The sequence below is a fragment of the Streptomyces sp. PT12 genome, from assembly GCF_003311645.1.
Lineage (GTDB): Bacteria > Actinomycetota > Actinomycetes > Streptomycetales > Streptomycetaceae > Streptomyces.
Genome location: NZ_QEST01000048.1, coordinates 79064 through 103734 on the forward strand (window position 1 = coordinate 79064; position 24671 = coordinate 103734).

Sequence of the window (24671 nt, forward strand, 5' to 3'; positions counted from 1 at the left end):
GAACGGTAGCGCAGCAACACCGTTGCATCAGGCCACAGTTGAGCGGGGCACCGTTAGCCATGGCGAAGCGACGCGCCGAAGGCTCCCTGGCGCGGCGGCGCCAGGGCCGCCCGGGGCCCGTGTCACGACCCTGACACGGTGGGGTCGCGGAGCCTGCTGTCGCCCGTTCGGCCGCGCTACCCTGGCGCCGTCATGGGGCCCCCAGGGGGACCGTTCGGAACGTACGGGCTGAGGGACGATGCGACGGATTCGGGCCACACTGGCCACCTGCCTGACCCTGGCGGCGCTCACCGCGGGGGCGGTGGGCTGTTCCTCGGACGACGAGGGGGAGCCCGCGGAGATCGAGGGAACGGCCGACGCGGCCGACCCCGCGGGCGAGGGCGGCGGCGACGCGGAGGCCGAGCTGACCGAGCTGTACGGCCGTTACTGGGACGCCCTGATCGAGCTCGAGAACAGCACCGAGCTGGACAACACCGTCTTCGACGGCATCGCCACCACCGGCGTGGTGGAGACCGAGGTGGGCCGGGTAAGTGCCTTCAAGGACAACGACATCCACCGTCAGGGGGAGCCGGTGATCGACCATGTCACGGTCACGGTCGACGGCGACGCGGCCCGCATCGAGTCCTGCAAGAACGAGGCCGGTTGGGTCTTCATCGCCGATGGTGAGGAGGACCCCTCGCTGCTGCCCGAGGAGTTGACCCGGCCCAGCCCGTTCGGCGTCGCAGCCGAGCGGACGGATGACGGCTGGCTGATCAGCCAGGTGCTGCACACGGACGAGACGACGATCTCATGCTGAGACGCATGGGCGTCGCCCCGTTGATCCTGGCCCTGCTGTCGGCAGGGCTTGTCGCGTTGGGGGTCTCGCCCGCCGCGGCGGAGACGCCGCAGTGTGTCAGCACCGGTCCGACCGGCCAGGTCATCATCATCGACTGCGAGGACGGCGGCGGCGGCGGGGACGGCGGTGACGGGGACGAGGGAGCCGGGGGCGGGTCGGGGCCGCAGTGCGACCTCGGCAGCGTCGCGGGCCTGGGCAAGCCGGACGCCAGCCGCTGGTGCGAGGGCGTCAACGCCTGCTGGGCCAACATCCCCTCCTCCGTCTACCCCGACCCCGAGGACTGGCCCGAGGGCCAGCCCGACCCCGAGGCGGTCTACATCTACAAGGAGTGCCAGGACCCTTCGGGCAACATCGTGGTCTCCGAGTGGACGTGGCACATCCCGGACGGCCCGTCGCTCGAGGAGCTGGCGCGGCAGGCGTACGGGATGCTGGCGCCGTCGGACTTCAGCCTGGCGTTCAGCCCGCCCGGGCAGGCCGTCATCTTCATCGACACCTGGTGGTGGGCCGCGGGCGCGGACGGCGAGATCGTCGGCACCGCGGCGCTCGGCGTGCGGGCGGTGGGCGAGCCCAGCCATCTCGAGGTGGACCCGGGCGACGGCAGCGGCGCGATGACGTGCCCGTTTGTGACCTCGGAGAGCGACGCGTGCGCGCACACCTACGAGCGCGCGTCGGACGAGTCCGGCTATCCGTCACGCGCGCGGATCGTCTACGACGTGCACTATGAGCAGAACGGGAACGTGCTGGAGTTCCCCGGCCTGCCGGATTCCCTGGAGAGCCCGTGGACCGAGACCGCCGTACCCGTCGTGGAGTCGCAGGCCGTCGTGGTGCGCTGAGCGGCGGGCCGCGGTCGGTGGCGGTGGCGCTGATGGCTGCCGCGCTCGCGGCGGGCTGCACCGTCGAGCCCGAGCCGAACGGCGGGGACCCCGAGAAGGCCGGGATCTCGCCGTTCACCGGTCAACGCGCCGGGCCGGGGCCCGTGCTGGCCGTCAAGGTGGACAACGCGCCCCAGGCCAGGCCGCACACGGGCCTCGACGCGGCCGACCTCGTGTATGTGGAGCCGGTCGAGGCCGGGTTGAGCCGCCTGGTGGCGATCTACTCGGGCAGCCTGCCTGAGCGCGTGGGCCCGGTGCGCAGCGCGCGCGAGACGGATCTGGAGCTGCTGCGGCAGTTTGGCGAGCCCGCGCTGGCGTTCTCGGGGGCGCAACGGACGCTGCTGCCTGAGATCGACGACGCTCGGCTGTTCCCGAGGACGCCGGACGACGCGCCCGAGGCGTTCACGCGCGACGGCCGACGCGACGCCCCGCACAACCTGTTCGTGGACCCCGGCGCCCTGCTCGCGACCGCGCCCGAGGCGAGCGAGGCCGGGGACATCGGCTTCCGCTTCGGCCCGGCGCCCGAGGGCGGCACGCCGCGGGAGGCGCACTCCGTGTCGTACCCGAGCGCGTCGTTCACCTTCACTTGGGAGGCCGACGCGGGCCGTTGGCGGGTCTCGATGGACGGCGGGAAGACCGATCTGGCGCCCGCGACCGTCGTGGTGCAGGAGGTCGAGGTCACCGCGTCGGACCTGCACGACAGCAACGGCAACGCGTCGCCGTTCACCGAGACCGTCGGGCACGGGGAGGCGACCGTGCTGCGCGACGGGCGGGCGTTCGAGGCCGAGTGGGACCGCGATCACCGGGACGAGGGAACGGAGTTCACGACGCCGGACGGGGATCCGCTGCCGTTCGCCGAGGGTCAGGTGTGGGTGGTGTACGCCGCGCCCTTCTCCGCCCTGGGGTGATCACCGCGAGCACCGCGAGCACCGCGAGCGAGGCCGCCGCCATGACGCCCATCGCGCGGGCGGGGTGGGCAGCCCCGCGACCGTCGCCGACCTCGGGGACCTCGCCGCCCTCGGGGAGCGTGCCCTGAGGCCCGTGCCCGCCGCGCGAAATTGACTTCAAGGAAGCTTGAAGTTCTAGGCTCTCCGGCATGAGCATGGAAATGACCGCCTGGAACGAGCTCTACAACGCCCGGCACGCCAAGGACGACGAGCGGCCCTTCTCGCGGGAGACCTTCCGCCGCATCGGCGCCTTCGCGGCGCCGCACCGGGCCGCGCTCGCGGCGTTCCTGCTGCTCAGCGTTGTGACCGCGCTGCTCGCCGTGGCCACCCCCGTGCTCGCGGGGCGCGTGGTCGACGCCATCGGCGAGGGCGCGGCCGAGGCCACGGTCGTCCGTCTCGCGCTGCTGATCGCGGCGATCGCGGTCCTGGAGGCGGGCGTCGGGCTGCTGGCCCGCTGGCTGTCCGCGCGCATCGGCGAGGGCCTGATCCTCGACCTGCGCACGGCCGTGTACGACCATGTGCAGCGCATGCCGGTGGCGTTCTTCACCAGGACCAGGACGGGCGCCCTGGTCAGCCGCCTGAACTCGGATGTGATCGGCGCCCAGCGCGCGTTCAGCGACACGCTCTCCGGGGTGCTCGGCAACGTCGTGATGCTGCTGCTCTCGCTCGGCGTGATGCTCTCGATCAGCTGGCGGATCACGCTGCTCGCCCTTGTGCTCCTGCCGGTGTTCGTGCTCCCCGCGCGCCGCATGGGCGCCCGGCTGGCGCGCCTTTCGCGCGAGGCGGCCAACCACAACGCCGTCATGTCAGCGCAGATGACCGAGCGCTTCTCCGCGCCCGGCGCCACCCTGGTCAAGCTGTACGGGCGGCCCGCGGAGGAGTCGGCCGAGTTCGCGGCGCGGGCCGGGCGCGTGCGGGACATCGGGATCCGCACCGCGATGCTCCAGATGGTGTTTGTCACCGCGCTCACCCTCGTCTCCGCGCTCGCGCTCGCGCTGGTCTACGGGCTCGGCGGCCTCTACGCGCTGCGCGGCGGCCTCGAACCCGGCGCGGTCGTCTCCCTCGCGATGCTGCTGACGCGCCTCTACGCCCCGCTGACGTCGCTGGCCAGCGCGCGGGTCGAGGTGATGAGCGCGCTGGTCAGCTTCCAGCGGGTGTTCGAGGTGCTCGACCTGAAGCCGCTCATCGAGGAGCGCGCGGGCGCCCGCGCAGTGCCGGAGGGGCCGGTCTCCGTGGAGTTCGACGGCGTCGACTTCGCCTACCCGGCCGCCGACCGCGTCTCGCTCGCCTCGCTCGAAGAGGTCGCCACGCTGGACTCGCGCGGCGGCGACCAGGTGCTGCACGGCGTCAGCTTCCGTGCCGAGCCCGGGCAGCTGGTCGCGCTCGTCGGCTCGTCCGGCGCGGGCAAGTCCACGATCGCGCAGCTGGCGCCGCGCCTGTACGACGCCGACGCGGGCGCGGTGCGGATCGGCGGCGTCGACGTGCGCGACCTGACGGCCGACTCGTTGCGCGCGACGCTCGGCATGGTCACCCAGGACGGCCACCTCTTCCACGACACCGTCCGCGCCAACCTGCTGCTGGCCCGCCCGGGCGCCGACGACGCCGAGCTGTGGGACGCGCTGCGCCGCGCCCGCCTCGACGCGCTGGTCGCGGCGCTGCCCGACGGGCTCGACACGGTCGTCGGCGAGCGCGGCTACCGGCTCTCGGGCGGCGAACGCCAGCGGCTCACGATCGCCCGCCTGCTGCTGGCCCGCCCCCGGGTGGTGATCCTCGACGAGGCGACGGCGCACCTGGACGCCACGTCGGAGGCGACCGTTCAGGAGGCGCTTGCCGAGGCCCTGGCCGGGCGCACGTCCGTGGTCATCGCGCACCGGCTCTCCACGGTGCGGGCGGCCGACCAGATCCTGGTCGTCGAGGGCGGCCGGATCGTCGAACGCGGCCCGCACGACGCGCTGTTGGCGGCGGGCGGGCGGTACGAGGAGCTGTACAGGACGCAGTTCGACACGGGGCCTGAAGGAGACCGGGACGGCCAGGACGAGGGCCGGGACGGCCAGGACGAGGGCCAGGACGAGGGCCAGGACAGGGGCGGGGGCCGGGTGCACGGCGGCGAACCGGCCGTCGTGCCCGTGGGCTGACGGGCCATCGCCCGGTCGGCGCACTTCAGCGGGCGGCCCGCTGGCCGGGCACACAACATGATCAGTATGACCCTCACCCTTGATCATCTGCGCCGCTGCACCGTGGCCGCCGACCTCGGCGCGGCGCGTACACGCGTCTATCTCAAACAGACCGGGCTGATCGTGGACGAGCCGTCCGTCGTGGCCGTGAACATCAAGACCGGCGCGCTCATCGCCGTCGGCACCCCGGCGGAGCGCATGGCGGGCCGCACCCCCGCCACCATCAAGGTGGTCCGCCCGGTCAACGGCGGCACCGTCGTGGACATCGAGATGGCCCAGCGCATGCTGCGCGCCATGGTCGGCGCCAAGCTCCGCAGGGCCTGGCGCTTCCGGCCGATGCTGCGCGCCGCGGTGTGCGTCCCGCACGACGCCGACCCGCTGGCGCGGCGGGCGGCGCTCGAGACCATGATCGGCCTGGGCGCGCGCCGCGTCGAGCTGGTGGACAGCCTCATCACCGCGGGGGTGGGCTGCGGCCTTCCGGTCGATGAGCCAGAGGCCACCATGATCGTGCAGGTGGGCGCGGCGACCACGGAGATCGCGGTGCTCTCGCTCGGCTCGATCGTGGCCGCCGACAAGGTGGCCATGGGTGGCGAGACGATCGACCGCGCGCTGGTCCAGCACCTGCGCAACCGCCACGAGATGCTGCTGCCCAGCCAGGCCGTGCGCCCGCTGCACCGGGCGCTCACCGGCGCCGTTCCGCACATGACCGAGGTGGCGGGGCGCGACGTGGCCACGGGCCTGGCCCGCACGGTCAAGGTCGACCCCGAGGAGCTGCGGGCCGCCGCCCAGCCGCCGGTCACCGGGCTGCTCGACGCGATCCGCGCCGTGCTGCACCGCTGCCCGCCCGACCTGGTGGCCGACCTCGCCGACCGCGGCGTGATGCTCACCGGGGGCGCGGCCGAGCTCCCCGGGCTCGACGCGATGATCCGCGACAACACCGGCATGCCCGTCAACATCGCCGAGGAGCCGGGACTCTGCGCGGTCCAGGGCCTCGGCGCGCTGCTCGAGGGCAACGGCCGCCTCTCCCGGCACGGCAGGCGCGCCGCGCGCCGGGGGCGGCGCCGGGCCGCGGCGGCGGGCTCGGCCTTCGAGCCGCGCGCCTCGGACGCGGCCGAGCCAACGGCCGAGCCGCTGCCCGACCCCCTGGGCGACAAGCCGCTCGGGGCGTCCCTCGGCGGCCGGGGCGGTGACCGGCTGGACGACCGGCTGGACGACCCGATCGACGACCGGCTCGACGACCAGCTCGGCAACGGGGAGAAGGCCCCGCTGTGACGCGGCGCCACCCCTGATCCCGCCCTCTGGTCCGGGCCCTGATCCCATCGGCCAGGGCCCCCGCGCCGCCCGCGCGTACGATGCGGGACTGTGATCGCGCCCGAGCCCCGACGGCACCCGCCGCCGGAGCGCGCGCCCGAGTGGCCCGTGGTGGCCGCGGTCGCGGTGGGGGGCGCGCTCGGCAGCGCGGGGCGCTACGGCGCGTACCTGCTGTGGCCCACCCGGGAGGGCGGCGCGGGCTTCCCCTGGACCACCCTGGGCATCAATGTCGTCGGCTGCGCCCTCATCGGCGTGCTGCTCGTGCTGGCCACCGAGGCGCGCCCGGGGACGCACCGGCTGGTGCGGCCGTTCCTCGGGACGGGCGTGCTCGGGGGGTTCACCACGTTCTCGACCTACACGCAGGACGCCGAGCACCTGCTGCGCGCCGACCGGGTCGCGGTCGCCGCCGGGTACCTGGCCGCGACGCTGCTCGCCGCGCTGCTCGCGACCTGGCTCGCCGCGGCCGCCACGCGCGCGGCGTCGGGGGTGGCGCGGTGACGGGCTGGCTCCTCGTGGTCGCGGGCGGCGCGGTCGGCGCGGTGCTGCGGTATCTGACCGACCGCGCGGTGCGCGCCCGCCTGGGCGAGCGCTTCCCGTGGGGCACATGGCTCGTCAACGTCGTGGGCTGCGCGTTCATCGGGCTGCTGACCGGCGTCGCTGCCGAGGCGCGGCTGCTGCTCGCGACGGGGCTGTGCGGGGCGTTGACCACCTACTCGACGTTCGCGTGGGAGACCGTCGCGCTGGCCGGGCGCGACGCGCGGTGGCCCGCCGCGGGATACGCGGTCGGCAGCGTGCTGACGGGCCTGGCCGCGACCGTCGCGGGGGCGGCCGTGGCGCGCGTGTGGTGGGCCTGAACGGGCCGCGCGCGGCCGCTCGTTCGGGCTACTCGGCCCTGGTCAGGTACACCGTGCCGCACCCGTCGCACTCGCCCGCGCCCGACTCGGCCCACGCCAGCTCGCTCGTGTAGGTGGCGCTCGCCCCGTCCGCGTCGACGACGATCGTGGACGCGACCTCGCCGAGCGGCGGGCCGCACGGGTCGTCGCGGTTCTGGAGCGGCTCGGTGCCGGTGTAGTGGCCGTCCCCGCCCGTGAACTCGAGCACAAAGGTGCCGCCGCACTCGGGGTCGGGCGTCTCGAACCGGTAGGTGCCGGGCGATGTCTCGACGAACTCGATCCCCCAGCCGTCGTCGGCGATCCACACCCCGGCGAGGTCCGTGGTCCACGCCTCGGTCTCCACGATCTCCTCGGGCACGGGGTCGCCGAACCCGTCGGACGAACCGTCGTCCCAACCGCCGTCGTCCCAGGTCGGCGTGTCGCTCGGGAACCCGCTGTCCGACGCGGCGTCCGACGACGCGCCCCCGTCATCGCCCGAGACGTCGGCGATGGCGAAGCCGAGGCCGACGACCAGCGCGCAGCCCACGAGCAGGGAGGCGAGCGACGCCCCCACGGCGCCCGCGGTGGCCCCCGCGCCGGCGGTCGCCCCCGCGCCGCCCGAGGCCGCGCCACCCGAGGCCGCCGCGCCGCCCGAGGAGGCCGAGGAGGCCGAGGCCCCGCCGCCCCATGTGCCGCCCGCGGCACCCGAGGACTGCATCGCGGCGACGCTCTCGCCGCTCCCTGGCGGCGGCAGCGCGCCACCGGTCAGCCCGCCGTCGCCCGGCGGGGCGCCCCAGCCGCCGTCGCCGCGCGAGGCGCCGACGGCATCGGGCGCATCGGGCGCATCCGGCGTCTCGGGCAGATCGGGCGGCTCCGGCGCCTCCGGCGTCAACGAGGTGTCGGGACCGGCCGGTTCGAAGCCGTTGTCCCGCATGTAGCCGTCGACGTCGAAGTCCCGCGGCGGCTCGGGGGCGGGCCCGCCCGGCGCGCCGCCGCCCGCGCCCCCGCCCGCCGTGACGCTGGCGTCACCGCCGCCGGTGCCCACCTCGTATCCGAGCCACGCCGACTGCGCGAGCAGCGCCGCGTACACCACGCGCCTGCCGATCAGCAGCGCCCTGATCGCCTCCTCATGGAGGAAGAACGCCTCGGCCCGGCGGTCGCCCGCCGCGCGGGACGCGACCCAGCCGCGGCCGAGCAGCCGCCCCCACACACCGAACCGCAGCGAACGCGCCAGCCCGGGCGACGTCGCCCGGGCCAGCCGCACCGCGAGGTCGGGGTGTCCCGCCGCCTCGGCGAGCGCCGCGGCCCTCTCGAGCGCCGGGCCGTGCGCGGCCAGCTCGCCCGGCGAGGTCGTCCGCAGCGACGCCCACGCGGTGAAGTGGGCGCACAGCCGCTCGGCGGGGAACGGGCCCGCGAACCGCCGCCGCAGCACCGGCACCGTGTCGGCGACCGCGGCGTAGCCGTGCTCCCCGGCCAGCGCGAGGCCCAGCGCCTCCAGGCGCGCGCACGCCTCGTCGGGCGCGGCCACGCCCGCCAGCTCCCCGATGTGCCGGGGCGCCACCTCGGCGTCGCCGAGCGTGGCCAGCACGTGCAGCACCCCCATCGCCGCCGCGTCGGACGCCAGGTGGTCGAGCAGCAGCGGAAGCAGCTCGGCGACCTCGGCGGGGCGCGGCAGCCGCCCCCCGCGCGCCGGGTCGGAGCGCGTGAGCGCCGCCGCCCGCACCAGCGGCAGCGGCATGCCGTCGGCGGCCCGCCACAGGGCGACGGCCGCGGCGCGCCCGCCCTCGGGCAGCGCGCCGCCGAGCTCCCTGGTCAGCAGGTCGAGCCCGGCGTCCCGCCCGAGGCCGCCGAGCCGCAGCGCCGTGCCCTCGCTCCACAGGGAGCGCTCGGCGCACGCCAGGACGAACGTCGCGGCGGGGGCCGCGTCCATCAGCTCAAGCAGGTGGTCGGGCGCCAGGTCGGCGTCGTCGACGTAGACGGTCACCCGCACATCGGCCATCAGCCGCCGCAGCTCGGTCCGGGTGGGCGCGTAGCCGGGGGCCTCGTAGCACGCCTCGAAGACCTCCTGGGCGAGGTCGCCCGCGTTGCGCCTGGCCCCGGCGAGGAACACCACCCCGTCGGGCCCGGGCGGCAGCGTCCGCGCCAGGTGCCGCAGCAGCGTGGTCCTGCCTGACCCCCGCGGCCCCCACAGCTGAACGGGCCCCCCGCCGCGCACCGCCTGGGCGAGCACGCGCGCCACATCGTCGCGCCCCAGCGGCTCGGTCACCCGGCGCGGCAGCAGCGCGACCCGTTCCCTGCGCCGGGGGCGTGGGCGTTCGGGGCCCATCACCACGGTCACCCGCGAGCCGTTGTCCGCGTCGACGATCACGTTGTGATCGCCCGCGACCACGGGCCCGTTGGCGTTGCCCCCGATGCCGATCCCGCGCACCGAGCGCGGCCCTTCCGGCGGTGAGGCGGTCCCGTCCGCGTCCGGCATGGCTCCCCCTGGCGTCCCCGATACGGCTGCGACGCGGCCACGCTAGTGACCCGCCCGCGCAGGAAAACCGTCCTACGACGGTTTTCCCCCGATCCTTCACGTGACGGCCCCCACCCACCCGGCCACAGGGCCCCGAGGCCAGGCGCGGCGGGGAGTGGTGTGATGGGGCGGGAGAATGGTCACCACCACCGTGCGAGCGCGAAAGAAGGCGTGAGGGTTCATGAGCACGCACTACGACGTCGTTGTCCTCGGCGCAGGTCCTGGCGGCTACACGGCCGCCGTCCGCGCCAGCCAGCTCGGGCTGCGGACCGCGGTCATCGAGGAGAAGTACTGGGGCGGTGTCTGCCTGAACGTCGGGTGCATCCCGTCCAAGGCGCTGCTGCGCAACGCCGAGCTTGCGCACATCGTCACCCGGGAGGCGGACACCTTCGGCATCAGGTCGACGGGCGAGGTGACGTTCGACTACGGGGCGGCGTTCCAGCGCAGCCGCAAGGTGGCCGAGGGCCGCGTCAACGGCGTGCACTACCTGATGAAGAAGAACACCATCACGGAGTACGACGGGCTCGGCACGTTCACCGACCCGCACACCCTCAGGGTCGCGCTGACCGCGGGCGGCACCGAGACGGTGACGTTCGACCACTGCGTCATCGCCGCGGGCGCCACCACGCGGCTGCTTCCCGGCACGTCGCTCAGCGACCGCGTCGTCACCTACGAGGAGCAGATCCTCACCGAGACGCTGCCAGGCAGCATCGTGATCGCGGGCGCGGGCGCCATCGGCGTCGAGTTCGCCTACGTCCTGCACAACTACGGCGTCAAGGTCACCATCGTCGAGTTCCTCGACCGGATGGTGCCGCTCGAGGACGCCGAGGTCTCCAAGGAGCTGGCCCGCCAGTACCGCAAGCTGGGCATCCAGGTCCTCACCTCGACCCGCGTGGACGCGATCGACGACTCCGACCCCGCCGCCCCGGTCAGGGTCACGGTGACCAACGGTAAGGGCGAGCAGCAGGTCCTGGAGGCCGACAAGGTGCTCCAGGCGATCGGCTTCTCGCCCCGTGTCGACGGCTACGGCCTTGAGACCACGGGCGTCGCGCTGACCGAGCGCAAGGCCATCGCCGTGGACGGCCGCGGCAGGACCAACGTCCCGCACATCTTCGCCATCGGCGACGTGACCGCCAAGCTGATGCTGGCGCACGCGGCCGAGACCATGGGCGTCATCGCGGCCGAGACGATCGGCGGCGCGGAGACCATGGAGGTGGACTTCACGATGATCCCGCGCGCCACCTACTGCCAGCCGCAGATCGCCAGCTTCGGCTTCACGGAGGAGCAGGCCAGGGAACGCGGGTTCGACGTCAAGACGGTCAAGTTCCCGTTCACCGCGAACGGCAAGGCGCACGGCCTCGGCCAGCCCTCGGGGTTCGTCAAGATCATCAGCGACAACCGCTACGGCGAGCTGCTCGGCGCCCACCTCATTGGCCCCGAGGTCACCGAGCTGCTGCCCGAGCTGACCCTGGCGCAGCAGTGGGACCTCACGGTCCACGAGGTCGCCCGCAACGTCCACGCGCACCCGACGCTCGGCGAGGCGGTGAAGGAGGCGATCCACGGCCTCGCGGGACACATGATCAACATGTGACCGCGTGGGACCCACAGGGCACTCGGCCCGACTGTCAGGCATGACGGCCGGGCCGGGTGCCAGTAGTAACATGTAGGACATGGAGGCAACAGCTCGCGAGTTCAACCAGAAGTCCTCACAGATCCTCGCTGCCGCGGCACGCGGTGAGACCGTCACCGTTACCAAGAACGGCACACCCGTCGCCCGCGTGGTGCCGATCACCGAGAGTGATATCCCCCCGTACCCGGTCGACCCCATGGGAGACATAGAGCTGCCCGACCTCGGCCTGCCCGACCTCACCGATGACGAGATCGAGGATGTGCTCAAGGGGATGGGCACGTGAGCTTGGTCGCGGTCGCCGACACCAACGCCCTGTACCGCCTGCTTGACCCACATCTCACCGGCCATCAGGAACACAAGAAGGCCCTGGCGACCGTCAGCCATCTCGTGGTCTCGCCGATGGTCCTGGCCGAGCTGGACTACCTGATCACGACCCGGGCGGGAGCCCGGAAGGCCCTGGCGGCAGCTCGGTTCATCGAACGTGCCACTGCCACTCGTCGCTTCGAGATCCCTGCCGTCATCGCGCACCTGAGCGCCGCGCTCGCCGTCGCCGAGGGGTACGCGGACGCCGACGGCGGCAAGGGCATCGGCCTGACCGACGCGATGAACGTGGCCCTGGCCGCCGCGTACCGGACCGACTCCATGTTCACCACCGACCGCCACTTCCGCATGATCCGCCCCCTGACCGGCCACCCGGCGTTCCGCCTGCTGCCCGACGACCTGTAGCCCGCGCTCCGTCATCCGCCGCTTGAGCGTGCGCCGCTGGAGCGTGCGCCGCTCGTCCCGGTCGCGGATGAGGGCCTTCGCGTAGCCGTCGCCGAGGCCGGGCCGGATGCGGTTGATGTGGCGGATGCCGTAGCGGCGGGAGAGGTCAAGGCGCTCGGGCGGCGTGGCGATGGGCCGGGTGCTGAGGGAGAGCACGTGACTGCACCCGTCGTCCAGCGCCAACTGGTAGGGGTGCGGGGTGAGCACACCGCCGTCCAGGGCGCGCTGGCCGCGGAAGGTCGTGGTGCCGCGCAACGCGACGGGCAGCGAGGAACTGGCCACCAGCGCGGAGCGCAGGTCGGCCCGGGAGGTGAAGCCGCTGACCGCCCAGGTGCGCATCTCGTCGACGAGGGAGCACCGCAGCGCCCCGCCGGGGGAGGCACAGCCGCGCGTTGCCCCGCGCCCTGTCTGCTGTCCGAGCGGGTGCCCGCGAACCCGTTTGTCGCGTAAGACTTCTTGTCTTACGCTTGCCTCATGGCTGACACCATCACGATCCGCAGCGATGCGGAGACCGAGCACGCGGTCGACGTCCTCACTCGCGATGGCGGCTCCCGCTCGGCTGTCATCCGTCAAGCTGTGCTGGAAGCGGCCCAGCGCAGGGAGCGCGCGGCCGCCATGCGGCGTGCCGCGCTGCGCTTGCCGCTGGGCGAGTTGGACGGCATCGATGTCGCCGCTGAGATCTCCAGGGAGCGCGGGGAAGAGCTTTAGTGATCTATCTCGACTCCGCCGCAGTCGTCAAACTCGTTCACGCCGAAGCCGGGTCTCAGGCCCTGCGTGACTGGCTGGATGAGCGGGCGGAGACAGGCTGGACCAGTTCGTCTCTGGTGGAGGTCGAGTCGTTCCGGGCCCTGGTCCGGCACGCCCCGCAGTCCGTCACACGGCTCGCCGCGATCCTGGACCTGATCGACATGGTCGACATGGCGCCGCGGATCCGCATCCTGGCTCAGACCGTGCGACCAGCAACGGTGCGGAGCCTGGACGCCATCCATCTCGGCACTGCCCTGTCCATCCATCCCCGACTCACCTCGTTCGTCACCTACGACAAGCGGCTGGCCGACGCCGCACGAACCGCGGGGCTGCCCGTGGACATCCCGTCGTGACGACCGGGTGGGCGCCATCGTGGACGCGAGGGCGCGCCCCATCACCGCACCCCCGCTCACGCGCCCATCCGGTCGTGCCCTCAGGGCACGGTCAGGGCACACGGCGCCTGAAGGTGACCCGGAACAATGAGAAGCACTGAAAGTGGTTTTCCCAGGTCAGACACCGTCGTCCGGTGTTCTCGCAGGTCAGCGGATGGCGCCGCTCCCAGGATCAACATATAGGCCGCCGCTCCCAGGAGTCCCCTCCTACTCCGGCGGGTGTACGCGCGCGCCCCGGGGCCACGCCTACCGTGGGCGCATGGGGAAGGAACTGCTGCTCACGCTGGCCGTCGGGGCGCTGACCGCCGCCGATCTTGCGTCCAACGTGCAAGGCTCGCGCGAGGACGACTGGCTGAGCTGGACCGTGTACGCCGTCTCGGTGCTCGCGCTGCTCGGCCACCGCCGCCGCCCCCTTCCCGCGGCGGTGGTGGCCGGGGCCGGGTCGCTGACCTGGACGCTCGTCGGCCACCTCGGGGAGCTGCTCAACCTCCCCGCGATGGTGTGCCTCTACTTCGTCGCCGAGCACGGCGACCGCCGCCGCACCCTGCGGGTCGCGGTGATCGCCGCGTTCCTCTCGGGCGCGGCGGCCGTGGTGGCGGGGCAGGAGGAGGCGCGGCCCGTTCCCTCGCCCGTGCTGGAGATGGCCATCCCGCTGGTGCCGCTGCTGCTCGGCGAGGTGGTGCGCGGGCGACACGAGCTGGCGCGCCGCGCGGAGGAGGAGCGCAAACGCGAGACCGCGCGCCTGGTGCGGGAGGAGCGCGTGCGGATCGCGCGCGAGCTGCACGACATCGTGGCCCATACCGTCACGGCGATGACGGTGCAGGCGGGGCTCGCGCTCGACGCGTTCGACACCAGGCCGGAGCTGGCGAGAGGGGCCATGGCGCAGGTGCGCGCGTCGGGGCGCGAGGCGGTGCGCGAGCTGCGCACCACGGTGACGCTGCTGCGCGACGAGGGCGGCGAACCGGCCGCGCCCGCACCGCGGTTGGCGCAGCTGCCCGAGCTGATCGGGCGCGTTCCGCTGCGGGTGACGCTGCACGGGTGCGAGGGGGACGGGCCGGAGGGCGACGGGCCGGAGGGCGACGGGCCGGAGGGCGACGGGCCAGACGGAGGCAGGTCCGAGGGGGACGGGCCGGACGGGGGCGGCGGGCCTGGCGCGTCGCCGGTCGTGGAGCTGGCCGCGTATCGCATCGTGCAGGAGGCGCTGACCAACGTGGTCAAGCACTCCGCCGCCCGGCACGCCGCCGTGTCCGTGCGGGCGATGGACGGCGGCCTGCTGGTCGAGGTCACCGACGAGGGCCCGGCCGCGCCGAGCCCGGGCACCGGCTTCGGGCTGCTGGGGATGCGCGAACGCGCGGCGGCGGTGGGCGGCACCCTGGAGTACGGGGCACTGCCGGGGGGCGGCTTCCGGGTGCGGGCCCTGCTGCCCGTGGCGGCAGAACGCGAGGGGGTGCCGGGGTGACCGGGCGGATCCGGGTGGTGCTCGCGGACGACCAGACGGTCGTGCGGGCGGGGTTCAGGGCGCTGCTCGACCTGACCGACGACCTGGTGGTGGTCGGCGAGGCGCCCGACGGCGAACGGGCGGTGGAGGCGGTGCGGACCACGCGGCCCGATGTCGTGCTGATGGACATCCGCATGCCGCGGATGGACGGCCTCGACGCCACGCGCCGGATCGCCGCCGAGCCCGCGCTCGACGGGGTGCGGGTGCTCGTGCTGACGACGTTCGAGGCCGACGAGTACGTCTTCGAGGCGCTGCGGGCCGGGGCGGCGGGCTTTCTGCTCAAGGACATCGAGCCCGAAGGGCTGCGCGAGGCGATCCGCACGGTCGCCGCGGGGCGCAGCCTGCTCGCGCCCGCGGTGACACGGCGCGTGATCGAGGAGTTCGCGCGGCTGCGCACGCCGGTGGCCGAGGGCGCGGCGCGGCTCGCGCCGCTGACCGGGCGCGAGCGCGAGGTGATGGCCCTGGCGGCCGCGGGCCTGTCCAACGAGGAGATCGGCGCCCGGCTGCTGATGTCACCGCTGACCGCGAAGACCCACATCAGCCGCGCGATGACAAAGCTGGGCGCCCGCGACCGGGCCCAGCTGGTCGTGATCGCCTATGAGACGGGCCTGGTCCGCGCGGGCGAACGCCCCGGCGGCGCCCCCTGACCCCGCGCCCGCGCGAACGGGGGCGCGTGCGCCGGGGCGCGCTACTCCCGGCGCGGTAGCGGCCGACTCCGCGCGGCGGATGGCGGGAGCGCGCGCCCGGCCTAGCGTCGGCGACGTGATCGACGTACACGAACTGACCAAGCGATACGGCGCCAAACGCGCCGTCGACGGGCTCTCGTTCACCGTGCGGCCCGGGCGGGTGACGGGGTTCCTCGGGCCCAACGGCGCCGGGAAGTCCACCACGATGAGGATGATCCTCGGGCTCGACTCCCCCACCTCGGGGAGCGCGCTGATCGGCGGGCGCCCCTATGGCGAGCTGCGCGCCCCGTTGCGCACCGTCGGCTCGCTGCTCGACGCCAAGGGCGTGCATGGCGGGCGTTCCGCCCATGCGCACCTGGCCGGGCTCGCCGCCGCGACGGGCATCGCGCGGGGGCGCGTGGACGCGGTGCTCGAAACGGTCGGCCTCGACCCGGCCACGGCGCGGAAGCGGGCCGGTGGCTTCTCGCTCGGCATGGGCCAGCGCCTCGGCATCGCCGCCGCGCTGCTCGGCGACCCCGAGGTGCTGGTCCTGGACGAGCCGGTCAACGGCCTCGACACCGAGGGCATCCGCTGGATCAGGGACCTGATGAGGTCGCTTGCCGCGCAGGGCAGGACCGTGTTCCTCTCCAGCCACCTGATGAGCGAGATGGAGCTGACGGCCGACCACCTGGTGGTGATCGGCAGGGGCAGGCTGCTCGCGGACATGCCGATGCGGGAGTTCATCGAGCGGCACTCGACGAGCCGCACGCTCGTCCGCGCGGCGGAGGAGCGCGACGCGCCGCGCACGCGGGCCGTATTGGAGTCCGCGGGGGCGCGCGTCAAGCCGGACGCGCGGGGCGGCTGGCTGGTGGAGGGCCTCGACGCGGCGGCGATCGGCGGCCTCGCCCTCGCGCACGGCGTGGCCCTGCGCGAACTGGCGCCGCGCCTCGCGTCGTTGGAGGACGTCTACACGGCGATGGCGGCGTCGTCCGCCGAATACGTCAGCGAGCGGGCGGAGGTGGCCTCATGAGGGAGTTCGGCCGGGCGGTCGCGTTCGAGTGGATCAAGTTCCGCAGCCTGCGGTCCACGGTGTGGACGACGCTGGTGATGGCGGTGCTCCCGGTGCCAGGGGCGGTGTTCGTCGCGGCGACCGAGAGCCTTCAGCCGGACGACACGGTGCTGGGCGGCAGCCTCACCATCGCCGTCCCCGCGCTCATGCTGGCGGCCGTGGTCGGGGTGCTCGTGGTGTCGGGCGAGTACGGCAGCGGCACGACGGTGACGACGTTCGCCGCCGTGCCGCGCCGCGGAACGGTCCTCGCGGCCAAGGCCGTTCTGGTCGCCGGGCTGCTGTACGCGCTGGCGCTGCCGTCCACTGCGGCGGCGTACCTCGTCGGGGACGCGCTGCTCGACGACGGCTACGCGCAGGGCGATCCGATGCCCGCGCTGCTCGGGGTCGCGGCGGCGTTCTCCGTCGCGGGCCTGCTCGGCCTCGCCGTCGGCACGCTGGTCCGGCACGCGGCGGGCGCGGTGACGTCCGTGGTCGCGGGGCTGCTGCTGCCGTCGATGCTGGGGCCGCTCTTCGGCGACGCCGAACGGTGGGTGGCCGGGATCTCGCCGACCGCCGCGCTGGAGAAGCTGACGCAGACGTCGGACGCGACGGCGGAGGCCGTGGGCTCGCTCGGCGCCTGGCCGTCCCTGCTGCTGGTCACCGGCTACACGTCCCTGACCCTGCTCGCGGCGGGCGCGGCCCTGCGAACCCGCGACGCGTGATCACCTCCGGTGAGGTACGCATTGAGCCCGGGCCGACGACGGTACCGGGGCGACGGAACCGGGGCAGCGGAACCGGGGCAGCGGAACCGGGGCGCGGCCATACGCCCCGGGCTCGGGGTAACGCGCCGCGCCCGGAGGGCAGGCCCATGAACGGGCCGCCGTCATACGCCACAGGGCGGAGAGCCCGCGCGGCAGCGAGCCGCTTCTGCCACGGCAACCACCGCGCGGCGGACGGCGCTCATAGGCGGTGGGCCCCCTCACGGCCGCCGGTGAGGCACCCAGCGAGCCCCGCCCCGCGACGGCACCTGGCCCCACACGCCACAGCCCCGGCAGCGACCCGCCCCGGGGGAAGCCCATACGGCGGGGACCGCCTCCGCCCGGAGATCCCCGCACTCCTCGCGCGCGGCACGCGCCGCGGAGCGAGCCGTGGTCACACCCCACGCGGGCGGCAACGGGCCCACCCCCGGAGGGGAAGCCCATGACCGAGCAACGGTCATACGCCATGGGACGGAGAAACGGGCTGCCCCCCGCAGGGAACCTCGCGCAGCGCGATGCCACGGCGTTCGGCCTCCGGGGGTCGCCCGCCGCACTGCCGCCGCCCGGCGCTCCGTGTCCGGAGAACCGGCCGCCGTCCGCGGTGAACGCGAACGCCATGGCGCCCAGCTCGCGCAGCAGCGCCAGCTTGCGCTCGCCTCGCGCGGCGGCGATCACGGGGGATCCCGCGGCGCGGGCGAGTTGTACCAGCAGCACGCCCATGCCGCCCGCCGCGGCGGTGATCAGCGTCCACTCGCCGGGGCGCGGGCGCATCGGGCCGTACCAGCGCCATGGCCGTCGTGCCGTCGTGCCGTCGTAGGCCAACGCGCCCGCCTCCCGCACGGTCAGCCCGAGGACACGGGGACCCGGCGCCACGGGGCCTCACGGTCGAACGCCTGCCACGCGGTCACGCCGAGCTCGCCCGTGGTGCCGATGTCCAGGGGGTACTCGGGTGAGCACGCGGGCCTGATCGCCCTCCATGGGCGCGATCTCCAGGTGGACGCCCTCGACCGGGGTGCCGAAGCCCTCGACGGTATTGCGCCAGATGAGGGACAGGGTGGCGTGCTCGCCCGGGTTCAGCGTCACGGGCTCGGGCGTGGCGTCGAGGTGTTCGAGGGTGGTGATGCCCTCGGCGTCCGGAACGAGCTTCACGTCCCGCGGGGGCACATCGCCGCACGGGTGTTCACCCGCGATGGCGCGCCCATGAGCCCCACGCGCCGGGGGCGTTCCTCCGGTTGCCGGGCCCCTGGCGCGGCAGCACAGTGGAGTGAGCCGCGCGAGGGCGGCGCCGCCTGGGGGTGCCGCCCCGGGAGGCCCTGACGCGGCGACCTGACGCGGCGGTCTGTCAGCCAACGATCTGTCGGCTCTGGAGGCGCCTTCCATGGACATCGTGGTACTCATCGGGCGGATCGTCTTCGTCGCCCTCTTCCTCAACTCCGCCCTCGGCCACCTCACCCAGACCCACGCCATGGCCGGGTACGCCAGGAGCAAGGGCGTTCCCTTCCCGGAGGCGTCGGTCCCCCTGTCGGGGATCCTGATGGCGCTCGGCGCGGCGAGCGTGGTGCTCGGGGTCTGGCCCGACCTCGGCGCGCTCCTGCTGGTCGCCTTCCTGGTCCCGACGGCGCTGCTGATGCACCCGTTCTGGAAGGAGACCGACCCCGCCACGCGCCAGAACGAGATGGTCCACTTCATGAAGGACCTCTCGCTCGCGGGCGCGTCGTTCATGCTGTTCGGGCTGTTCGCGATCGCGGGCGGCGAGGTGGGGCTGACCATCACCGCGCCACTTTTCGACCAGCACTGATCGACCAGCACTGATCGACCAGCACCGACGGGCGCGTCGGGGAACACGGTGGCGGCCCGCCTCGTTCCATAACCGAACGAACAGGATCAAGGGGGGGCGGGCCCACCGGTGAACGTGCTGGATCTGCTGTTGCTGGTCGCGGTGTTCGCCGCGGCCGTCTCGGGGTTCCAGCGCGGGCTGATAGCGGGCGTGGTCTCCCTGGTGGGCTTTGTCGGCGGGGCGGCGCTCGGGGTGTGGCTGCTGCCGTTCTTTGTCGACCATGTCGAGCCCGGGTCGGTCACGGCCACGGTGGTGGCGCTGCTCGTGGTGCTGATCCCCGCGGCGGTGGGGCAGGCGTGCGCGTGGCCGCTCGCGCTGCGGCTGAGGGACAGCGTGAGCCGGGCGCCCGCGCGCTGGCTCGACGGCGTCGGCGGCTCGGTGTTCAACGGTCTTGCGGTCCTGCTGGTCGCCTGGATCGCGGCCAGCGCGCTGACGCCCACCCCCTCCCCCGAGCTGAATCGCGTCGTGCAGGACTCGCGCGTGCTCGGCGCGGTGCAGGACGGGATGCCCGCGCAGGCGCCCACGTGGTTCAACCGCGCGGCCGGGGCGCTCAACGACGCCGGATTCCCCCAGGTCTTCAACCCCTTCGAGAACGCCCCGACCGCCGAGGTGCCCGAGCCCTCGGGGGACAACGTCACGGACGCCGCCGTCGCCGCGGCCCAGCGCAGCACGGTCAAGATCGCGGCGAGCGCCGGGTTCTCTGGGCAGGAGGGCAGCGGCTTCGTCTTCGCCGACGAGCGCGTGATGACCAACGCCCATGTGGTCGAGGGCGCCGATGTCACCACGGTGCAGCTCGGCGGCGTGGGGCGGCGGATGGAGGCCGAAATCATCCTGTTCGACGCGGACATGGACATAGCCGTGCTCGCGGTGCCCGGGCTCGACGCGCCCGCCCTCGCGCTCGCGCACGACGCCACGCGGGGCGACCCCGCCGTGGTCGCGGGCTATCCCGAGGACGGCCCGCTCGACCTGCGCGCCGCCACCGTCGCGGGGCGCACGCAGGCGCGCGGGCAGGACATCGACGGGGACTCGGTGGTCACCCGCGACATCTACACCGTCCGCTCCCTGGTCCGCCCGGGGAACTCGGGGGGACCGCTCCTCACCACCGAGGGCCAGGTGTTCGGCATGGTCTTCGCCCGCTCGACGACCGACGACCACACCGGCTATGTCCTGACCGCGGACCAGATACGCCCGCACGCGGAGGCGACAACAAGCTGACGGAAGGGCTGACGGGGCGGGGGCGGGGGGGCGTCGGGGGGCGTTCAGGCCGCCCGCGGGGGCGCGTTCAGGCCGCGTTCAGGAGCGCCGCGACCTCGTGCGCCGCCCAGTGCCCGCGCGCCCCGGGGCGCGAGGCGAGATAGTCACCGGCCCGCGCCGCGCCCCAGCCATGGGCGGCCCGCAGCCCTCCGCCCAGATGCCGCAGATACGCCGCGGCGGGCGCGTTCCACGGCACGGAGACGCTGCGCCACGGCGCGGTGAACGTCAGCACCGGATGCCCGTCGAGCGTTCCCGCGCACACCAGCGTCTCGTAGCGCCCCGGCCCGAGCCTGGCGCGGCCCGTGCGCAGCACCGCCGTCAGATCGAGATCGGCGCCGGGCGCCCGGCCCATCTCCTGCGCGGCGATGTCCGAGAGCTGCCCGAGCGTGACCAGGTGCGCATGCGCCGCGGTCTCCCCAGGGGCGTGCGGGTCATAGAACGCACGCCCTCCGGTCCACACCGCCGACTCGGTCGCGAAGTACAGCAGCCCCGGCAGGGTCAGCGCCGTCGACCGCCGCGGCGGCCGTGCATCGCGGCACCCGGGGTGGGCCCGCGCGCCGCCCGGCGGAACCCCGCCCTCGAGGTACGACGCCAGCCGCGCCGGATGCATATTCGACCCATATGCCGCGTACCAGACGGAGGTTGAGGACCCGGGGGAAAGCGCCGATGACCGGTCGGGGAAATCTCCGTTCGTGCCTGCCAATCCGCCCGCGCCTCCCCGGATACTCACTCGCGTCCGCCACCTCACCGTCCCCGGGAGTCATCGTGACGTTTCTGAGCCGCCGCCGTGCCATGGGGGCCGCCGCCTTCTCCGCCGCGCTCGCCACCGGGGTGGCCGTGCCAGGCACGGCCGCCGCGGCAGGCCGCGGCCGGGGCACCATACCCCTGCCGCGCGCCCACGCGCACAACGACTACGAGCACGAGCGCCCGCTGTTCGACGCGCTCGACCACGGCTTCACCAGCGTCGAGGCCGACATCTGGCTGGTCGAAGGGCAACTGCTCGTGGCCCACGACGAGATCGACCTCGACCCCGCCCGCACCCTTCAGGCGCTCTACCTCGACCCGCTGCTCGACATCGTCAGGCGGGGGCACGGGCGGGTCTACCCGGGTCACCGGGTGACGCTCCAGCTGCTGATCGACATCAAGAACACAGGCGACGCCACCTACCGCGCGCTCTCCCGCGTGCTCGAGCGCTATGACTCCCTCTTTATGAAGGCCATCGACGGCCGGACGCGGAAGGGCCCCGTGCAGGCCGTGATCTCGGGCGACCGGGCGGCGCGCGTGCCGATGGAGGAGGAGCGGGTGCGGCGCGCGTTCTACGACGGGCGCCTCGACGACCTGGGCTCGCCAGCGCCCGCGTCGTTCATCCCGCTGATCAGCTCCAACTGGACGCAGAGCTTCACCTGGCTCGGCGCGGGCCCCATGCCCGAGGCCGAACGCCGCCTGCTGCGCGACCTGACCAGGACGGCGCGGGCGCGGGGGCAGCGGACCAGGTTCTGGGCGACCCCCGACCTGCCGGGCCCCGAGCGTGAGGCGGTCTGGCGCGAGCTGGTGGCCGCGGGCGTCGACCACCTCAACACCGACGACCTCCCCGGCCTGGCGGCGTTCCTCAGGGAGGTCGACGGGGGACGCTAAGTGCTGCGCGCGGGGAGGTCGTCGATCCAGGCGTAGCGTGTGCCGCGGCCCTCGGTGGACCGCAGCTCGTACATCCCGCCGGACTGCCGCGCCGCCAGCATCAGCGGCAGCGGCACCCGGCCGGTGATCAGAACGTCAACGGTCCGGCCGTCGCGTGGCCCGCCCTCGTATCTGACGCGGATCACATGGTGCTCTGCCATGGCGCCAACTTATCCGGGTGGCGCCAATCCGCGCGCCACCCGGAAGAGTGCGATCCTGCACGCCAGTTCGGCGGGGTCAGGGGGCGGGGCTGAGGGTGGAACGCTGGCGGCCGAGCCCGTCGACCTCCACCTCGACGATGTCGCCCGCCGTCAGATAGGGGAAGCGGCCGGAGAGCGCGACGCCCTCGGGGGTGCCGGTGTTGATGACATCGCCCGGCTCGAGCACCAGGTACTGCGAGAGGTGGTGCACGATCTCGGCGACGCCGAAGATCATGTCGGAGGTCGAGGAGTCCTGCCGCTTCTCGCCGTTGACGAACGAGCGCAGCCCCAGCGCCTGCGGATCGGCCACCTCCTCCGCGGTGACGAGCACCGGGCCCAGGGGGTTGAACGTCTCACAGCTCTTGCCCTTGGACCACTGGCCGCCTGACTCGTCGAGCTGGTAGGCGCGCTCGGAGACGTCGTTGCTCACCGCGTAACCGGCGATGTGCGCGAGGGCGTCGGCGGGCGAGGCCAGGTAGCGCGCCCTGCGGCCTATGACCACGGCCAGCTCGACCTCCCAGTCGGTCTTCGCCGAGCCGCGCGGGATGAGCACGTCGTCGTGCGGGCCGACGACCGTGTTGGGCGACTTGTAGAACAGGATCGGCACCGTGGGCGGCTCGGCACCCGACTCGGCGGCGTGGGCGGCGTAGTTCTGGCCGATGCACAGCACGGCGGACGGGCGGGCGACGGGCGCGCCGATCCGCTCGCCCTCGATGCTCGTCGCGGGCAGCGACGACGGGTCGGGCACGAGGCCGGGGTCATCGGCGAGCGCGGCGAGGAACGCGCCGTCGATGTCGGCCGTCACGGGCCGCAGGTCGTGGTGGCGCTGGCCGTCCGCGGACACGAGCACGGGCCGCTCATGGCCCGCCTCGCCGATGCGCATCAGACGCATGATCGTGTGGCTCCTTGCCGTGTTCTTCGGAGTTCTCGGAGTTCTCGGAGTTCTCGGGGCTTTCGGGGCTTTCGGGGCTTTCGGAAAGTGACTTCCGCAGTGGGCGTCGGGGCCACTCTCCCTCAGACGACCCCACGGCTCAACCGTCACGCGACGTCGCCCCGGTCGCACCGGGCACAGGGCGGCGGGCCGGGCCCCGCGAAACATCCGACCTTCCCGGTATCAGGGCGGGCGCCGACGGGCCGTCACATGGGGGGATTGCGCCAGCACTTGCCATATGGCGCCCGCGAACGGGGGGAAGCATGACCGACTCGTGGGCTGAGGCGAAGGATCACTTACCGCGCCACCGTGATGCCCGGGGTGCGGATCGGCCATGGGGCGATCGTGGCCTCGGGCTCGGTCGTGGTGGACGACGTGCCCGACTACGGCATCGTCGGCGGCAACCCCGCCCGGCTGATCCAGCTGCGCTTCGCCGACGAGGACATCGCCCGGCTGCTCACGCTGGCCTGGTGGGACTGGCCGGTCGAGCACCTGACCGCGCATGTGCGGACGGTGATGGCGGGCGACGTGGACGCCCTGGAGGCCGTGGCGCCGCCCCGCGGCTGAGCGGCCCGACAGGACCGCTGGAGCCGACGCCGTGCACCGGCCCATCAGCCGACCAGACCCGCCTCGTGGGCCACCACGGCCGCGGGCTGTCCCGGCGTGGGACAGGCCCACCACGGCCGCGACGGCCACGAGCAGCGCATACGGCTTCAGCGCCCGCCCCTCGGCGGGCCACCCCCGCCGACCACCGAAAGTGATCATCTCCCTCATGCCCACGACGATACGTAATCGACCGGCTCCCCAACACTGACGAAAGTCATGTTCTTGAAAGCGGCCCGCGCACCCCGCGCACCCCGCGCGCCCCGCGCGCCCCCTCGCACGCCCCGCCCCCGCCCCGCGCCCCCGCCCCGCTCATGTCGTCGTCGCCGGAGGCTCGCCCTTCCTCGTCGTGAGGTCGATCACCGAGAATTCCACACCCTGTGGATCGGCGACCGAGGCCAGGCGCCCATAAGGGCTGTCCTTCGGCCCGTCCACCACGCGCCCGCCCAGGCGGCGCACCTCGGCCGCCGCCGTGTCGCAGTCCTCGACCACGAAGTACACCTCGGTGTGCGGCGGCATCCCCGGCTCCGCCTGCCCGTCCATCGCCAGCCGACCCATCACCGGCTCGCCGCCGACCTTCCACACGGAGAAGTCGAACTCGGGGCTTCCCACGTGCCGTTCGACGTCGAACGGGAAGACGGCGGGGAAGAACGCGTCGGCCGCCGCCGGGTCGCGCGTGGCGACCTCGGCCCAGCAGAACGTCCCCGGTCGGCCGCGCGCCCCGAATCCCTTGTGCTGCCCGGCCTCCCACACCCCGAACAGCACCCCGCCCGGGTCCGCGGCCAGCACCATCCTGCCCAGGTCGCCGATCTCCATCGGCTCCATCAGGACCGTTCCACCGTGCTCCCGCACCCGGCCCGCCGTCGTCACGACCGAGGGCGAGGAGAAGTACAGCGTCCAAGCGGGCGGCGCCTCCTGCCCGGCCATCTGGGGGGCCAGCGCGGCGACGGTCTTCCCTTCGAGCGTCGCCTCCGCGTACCCCCCGTACTCGGGCGAGCCCTCCCCGAAGTCCCAGCCGAACAGCTGCCCGTAGAAGCGCTTCCCGTCGGCCACGTCGAGCACGGTGGCGTCGACCCAACAGGGCTCACCCTCTGAGAAGTCGGACACGAGAGGCCCCTTTCCTATGTTTCTCCTGTTTCGCCC

24 protein-coding genes and 2 pseudogenes are annotated in these 24671 nt (G+C 73.9%); 20 read left to right on the top strand and 6 right to left on the bottom strand.

Annotation, left to right across the window (positions count from 1 at the left end):
* Window positions 1-238 precede the first annotated feature (238 nt).
* The 7 genes and pseudogenes from DEH69_RS04810 (at window position 239) to DEH69_RS04840 (ending at window position 6993) form a co-directional block, all read left to right on the top strand.
* Window positions 239-796, top strand: coding sequence for a hypothetical protein (locus DEH69_RS04810; protein WP_113685618.1), 558 nt, complete (start codon window positions 239-241; stop codon window positions 794-796).
* Window positions 790-1668, top strand: coding sequence for a hypothetical protein (locus DEH69_RS04815; RefSeq protein WP_147255422.1), 879 nt, complete (start codon window positions 790-792; stop codon window positions 1666-1668). Before DEH69_RS04810 ends, DEH69_RS04815 begins: the two co-directional genes overlap by 7 nt.
* Before the next feature lie 32 nt (window positions 1669-1700).
* Window positions 1701-2615: a DUF3048 domain-containing protein gene (locus DEH69_RS04820; RefSeq protein WP_113685675.1), complete on the top strand. Its 915-nt coding sequence runs from the start codon at window positions 1701-1703 to the stop codon at window positions 2613-2615.
* 188 nt (window positions 2616-2803) lie between these two features.
* Window positions 2804-4789, top strand: a complete 1986-nt coding sequence (locus tag DEH69_RS04825) for an ABC transporter ATP-binding protein (protein ID WP_113685620.1) — start codon at window positions 2804-2806, stop codon at window positions 4787-4789.
* 66 nt (window positions 4790-4855) lie between these two features.
* Window positions 4856-5839 (top strand): annotated as a pseudogene (locus tag DEH69_RS04830) (rod shape-determining protein); the annotation flags it as partial.
* A gap of 351 nt (window positions 5840-6190) precedes the next feature.
* Complete coding sequence (locus DEH69_RS04835) at window positions 6191-6637, top strand: CrcB family protein (protein WP_181727255.1); 447 nt, start codon at window positions 6191-6193, stop codon at window positions 6635-6637.
* The gene (locus tag DEH69_RS04840) at window positions 6634-6993 is read left to right on the top strand and encodes a CrcB family protein (protein ID WP_113685621.1); all 360 of its coding nucleotides are present in this window, start codon (window positions 6634-6636) and stop codon (window positions 6991-6993) included. Before DEH69_RS04835 ends, DEH69_RS04840 begins: the two co-directional genes overlap by 4 nt.
* 28 nt (window positions 6994-7021) lie before the next feature.
* Here the strand turns inward: DEH69_RS04840 and DEH69_RS04845 are convergent, their stop codons facing one another.
* Window positions 7022-9487 (bottom strand): ATP-binding protein, encoded by a 2466-nt coding sequence (locus DEH69_RS04845; protein ID WP_113685622.1) that lies wholly within the window; start codon window positions 9485-9487, stop codon window positions 7022-7024.
* Window positions 9488-9707: 220 nt separating this feature from the next.
* On the opposite strand from DEH69_RS04845, the gene lpdA reads away from it, so the two are divergent.
* The 9 genes from lpdA to DEH69_RS04895 all read left to right on the top strand — a co-directional run bounded on the left by lpdA (window position 9708) and on the right by DEH69_RS04895 (window position 16993).
* Window positions 9708-11117 carry a dihydrolipoyl dehydrogenase gene (lpdA, locus tag DEH69_RS04850; RefSeq protein WP_113685623.1) on the top strand — a complete coding sequence of 470 codons (1410 nt, stop codon included), beginning with the start codon at window positions 9708-9710 and terminating at the stop codon, window positions 11115-11117.
* 79 nt (window positions 11118-11196) lie between these two features.
* Window positions 11197-11439 (top strand): type II toxin-antitoxin system Phd/YefM family antitoxin, encoded by a 243-nt coding sequence (locus DEH69_RS04855; protein ID WP_113685624.1) that lies wholly within the window; start codon window positions 11197-11199, stop codon window positions 11437-11439.
* Complete coding sequence (locus DEH69_RS04860; protein WP_113685625.1) at window positions 11436-11882, top strand: PIN domain-containing protein; 447 nt, start codon at window positions 11436-11438, stop codon at window positions 11880-11882. Before DEH69_RS04855 ends, DEH69_RS04860 begins: the two co-directional genes overlap by 4 nt.
* A gap of 513 nt (window positions 11883-12395) precedes the next feature.
* Window positions 12396-12629: a hypothetical protein gene (locus DEH69_RS04870; protein WP_113685626.1), complete on the top strand. Its 234-nt coding sequence runs from the start codon at window positions 12396-12398 to the stop codon at window positions 12627-12629.
* The gene (locus DEH69_RS04875; protein ID WP_113685627.1) at window positions 12629-13021 is read left to right on the top strand and encodes a type II toxin-antitoxin system VapC family toxin; all 393 of its coding nucleotides are present in this window, start codon (window positions 12629-12631) and stop codon (window positions 13019-13021) included. The genes DEH69_RS04870 and DEH69_RS04875 overlap by 1 nt, the downstream gene beginning before the upstream one ends.
* A gap of 298 nt (window positions 13022-13319) precedes the next feature.
* Entirely contained in the window at window positions 13320-14519 is a 1200-nt protein-coding gene (locus DEH69_RS04880) for a sensor histidine kinase (RefSeq protein ID WP_113685628.1), read from the top strand.
* A complete protein-coding gene (locus DEH69_RS04885) occupies window positions 14516-15205 on the top strand; it encodes a response regulator transcription factor (protein WP_113685629.1) in 690 nt (229 codons plus the stop codon). Before DEH69_RS04880 ends, DEH69_RS04885 begins: the two co-directional genes overlap by 4 nt.
* Window positions 15206-15320: 115 nt before the next feature.
* Window positions 15321-16253: an ATP-binding cassette domain-containing protein gene (locus DEH69_RS04890; protein ID WP_113685630.1), complete on the top strand. Its 933-nt coding sequence runs from the start codon at window positions 15321-15323 to the stop codon at window positions 16251-16253.
* Window positions 16250-16993: an ABC transporter permease gene (locus DEH69_RS04895; protein ID WP_113685631.1), complete on the top strand. Its 744-nt coding sequence runs from the start codon at window positions 16250-16252 to the stop codon at window positions 16991-16993. Before DEH69_RS04890 ends, DEH69_RS04895 begins: the two co-directional genes overlap by 4 nt.
* A gap of 915 nt (window positions 16994-17908) precedes the next feature.
* Here the strand turns inward: DEH69_RS04895 and DEH69_RS04905 are convergent.
* Entirely contained in the window at window positions 17909-18178 is a 270-nt protein-coding gene (locus tag DEH69_RS04905) for a hypothetical protein (protein WP_147255424.1), read from the bottom strand.
* Window positions 18179-18407: 229 nt separating this feature from the next.
* Here DEH69_RS04905 and DEH69_RS04910 point away from each other — a divergent pair, with 229 nt between their 5' ends.
* Window positions 18408-18827 (top strand): DoxX family protein, encoded by a 420-nt coding sequence (locus DEH69_RS04910; RefSeq protein ID WP_113685633.1) that lies wholly within the window; start codon window positions 18408-18410, stop codon window positions 18825-18827.
* A gap of 108 nt (window positions 18828-18935) precedes the next feature.
* On the top strand, window positions 18936-20081 hold the full coding sequence (locus DEH69_RS04915; RefSeq protein WP_113685634.1) for a MarP family serine protease: 1146 nt from the start codon (window positions 18936-18938) through the stop codon (window positions 20079-20081).
* Between the two features lie 67 nt (window positions 20082-20148).
* Here the strand turns inward: DEH69_RS04915 and DEH69_RS04920 are convergent, their stop codons facing one another.
* On the bottom strand, window positions 20149-20730 hold the full coding sequence (locus tag DEH69_RS04920) for a histone deacetylase (protein ID WP_113685635.1): 582 nt from the start codon (window positions 20728-20730) through the stop codon (window positions 20149-20151).
* A gap of 155 nt (window positions 20731-20885) precedes the next feature.
* Here DEH69_RS04920 and DEH69_RS04925 point away from each other — a divergent pair, with 155 nt between their 5' ends.
* Window positions 20886-21755, top strand: coding sequence for a phosphatidylinositol-specific phospholipase C/glycerophosphodiester phosphodiesterase family protein (locus DEH69_RS04925; protein WP_113685636.1), 870 nt, complete (start codon window positions 20886-20888; stop codon window positions 21753-21755).
* Here the strand turns inward: DEH69_RS04925 and DEH69_RS04930 are convergent.
* On the bottom strand, window positions 21752-21955 hold the full coding sequence (locus DEH69_RS04930) for a hypothetical protein (RefSeq protein ID WP_113685637.1): 204 nt from the start codon (window positions 21953-21955) through the stop codon (window positions 21752-21754). The two genes, DEH69_RS04925 and DEH69_RS04930, sit on opposite strands and share 4 nt — an antisense overlap.
* Window positions 21956-22031: 76 nt before the next feature.
* Window positions 22032-22886, bottom strand: a complete 855-nt coding sequence (locus DEH69_RS04935; RefSeq protein WP_113685638.1) for a fumarylacetoacetate hydrolase family protein — start codon at window positions 22884-22886, stop codon at window positions 22032-22034.
* Between the two features lie 345 nt (window positions 22887-23231).
* Here DEH69_RS04935 and DEH69_RS04940 point away from each other — a divergent pair.
* Window positions 23232-23492, top strand: a pseudogene (locus DEH69_RS04940) (antibiotic acetyltransferase); the annotation flags it as partial.
* A 348-nt stretch (window positions 23493-23840) separates the two neighbouring features.
* Here DEH69_RS04940 and DEH69_RS04945 read toward each other — a convergent pair.
* Window positions 23841-24635 carry a VOC family protein gene (locus DEH69_RS04945; RefSeq protein ID WP_113685639.1) on the bottom strand — a complete coding sequence of 265 codons (795 nt, stop codon included), beginning with the start codon at window positions 24633-24635 and terminating at the stop codon, window positions 23841-23843.
* Window positions 24636-24671: the final 36 nt, after the last annotated feature.

Coding starts and splice junctions, on each gene's coding strand:
- DEH69_RS04810 (WP_113685618.1), top strand. CDS start 239: ATGCGACGGATTCGGGCCACACTGGCCACCTGCCTGACCCTGGCGGCG.
- DEH69_RS04815 (WP_147255422.1), top strand. CDS start 790: ATGCTGAGACGCATGGGCGTCGCCCCGTTGATCCTGGCCCTGCTGTCG.
- DEH69_RS04820 (WP_113685675.1), top strand. CDS start 1,701: ATGGCTGCCGCGCTCGCGGCGGGCTGCACCGTCGAGCCCGAGCCGAAC.
- DEH69_RS04825 (WP_113685620.1), top strand. CDS start 2,804: ATGAGCATGGAAATGACCGCCTGGAACGAGCTCTACAACGCCCGGCAC.
- DEH69_RS04845 (WP_113685622.1), bottom strand. CDS start 9,487: ATGCCGGACGCGGACGGGACCGCCTCACCGCCGGAAGGGCCGCGCTCG.
- lpdA (WP_113685623.1), top strand. CDS start 9,708: ATGAGCACGCACTACGACGTCGTTGTCCTCGGCGCAGGTCCTGGCGGC.
- DEH69_RS04855 (WP_113685624.1), top strand. CDS start 11,197: ATGGAGGCAACAGCTCGCGAGTTCAACCAGAAGTCCTCACAGATCCTC.
- DEH69_RS04870 (WP_113685626.1), top strand. CDS start 12,396: ATGGCTGACACCATCACGATCCGCAGCGATGCGGAGACCGAGCACGCG.
- DEH69_RS04880 (WP_113685628.1), top strand. CDS start 13,320: ATGGGGAAGGAACTGCTGCTCACGCTGGCCGTCGGGGCGCTGACCGCC.
- DEH69_RS04895 (WP_113685631.1), top strand. CDS start 16,250: ATGAGGGAGTTCGGCCGGGCGGTCGCGTTCGAGTGGATCAAGTTCCGC.
- DEH69_RS04910 (WP_113685633.1), top strand. CDS start 18,408: ATGGACATCGTGGTACTCATCGGGCGGATCGTCTTCGTCGCCCTCTTC.
- DEH69_RS04920 (WP_113685635.1), bottom strand. CDS start 20,730: ATGCATCCGGCGCGGCTGGCGTCGTACCTCGAGGGCGGGGTTCCGCCG.
- DEH69_RS04930 (WP_113685637.1), bottom strand. CDS start 21,955: ATGGCAGAGCACCATGTGATCCGCGTCAGATACGAGGGCGGGCCACGC.
- DEH69_RS04935 (WP_113685638.1), bottom strand. CDS start 22,886: ATGCGTCTGATGCGCATCGGCGAGGCGGGCCATGAGCGGCCCGTGCTC.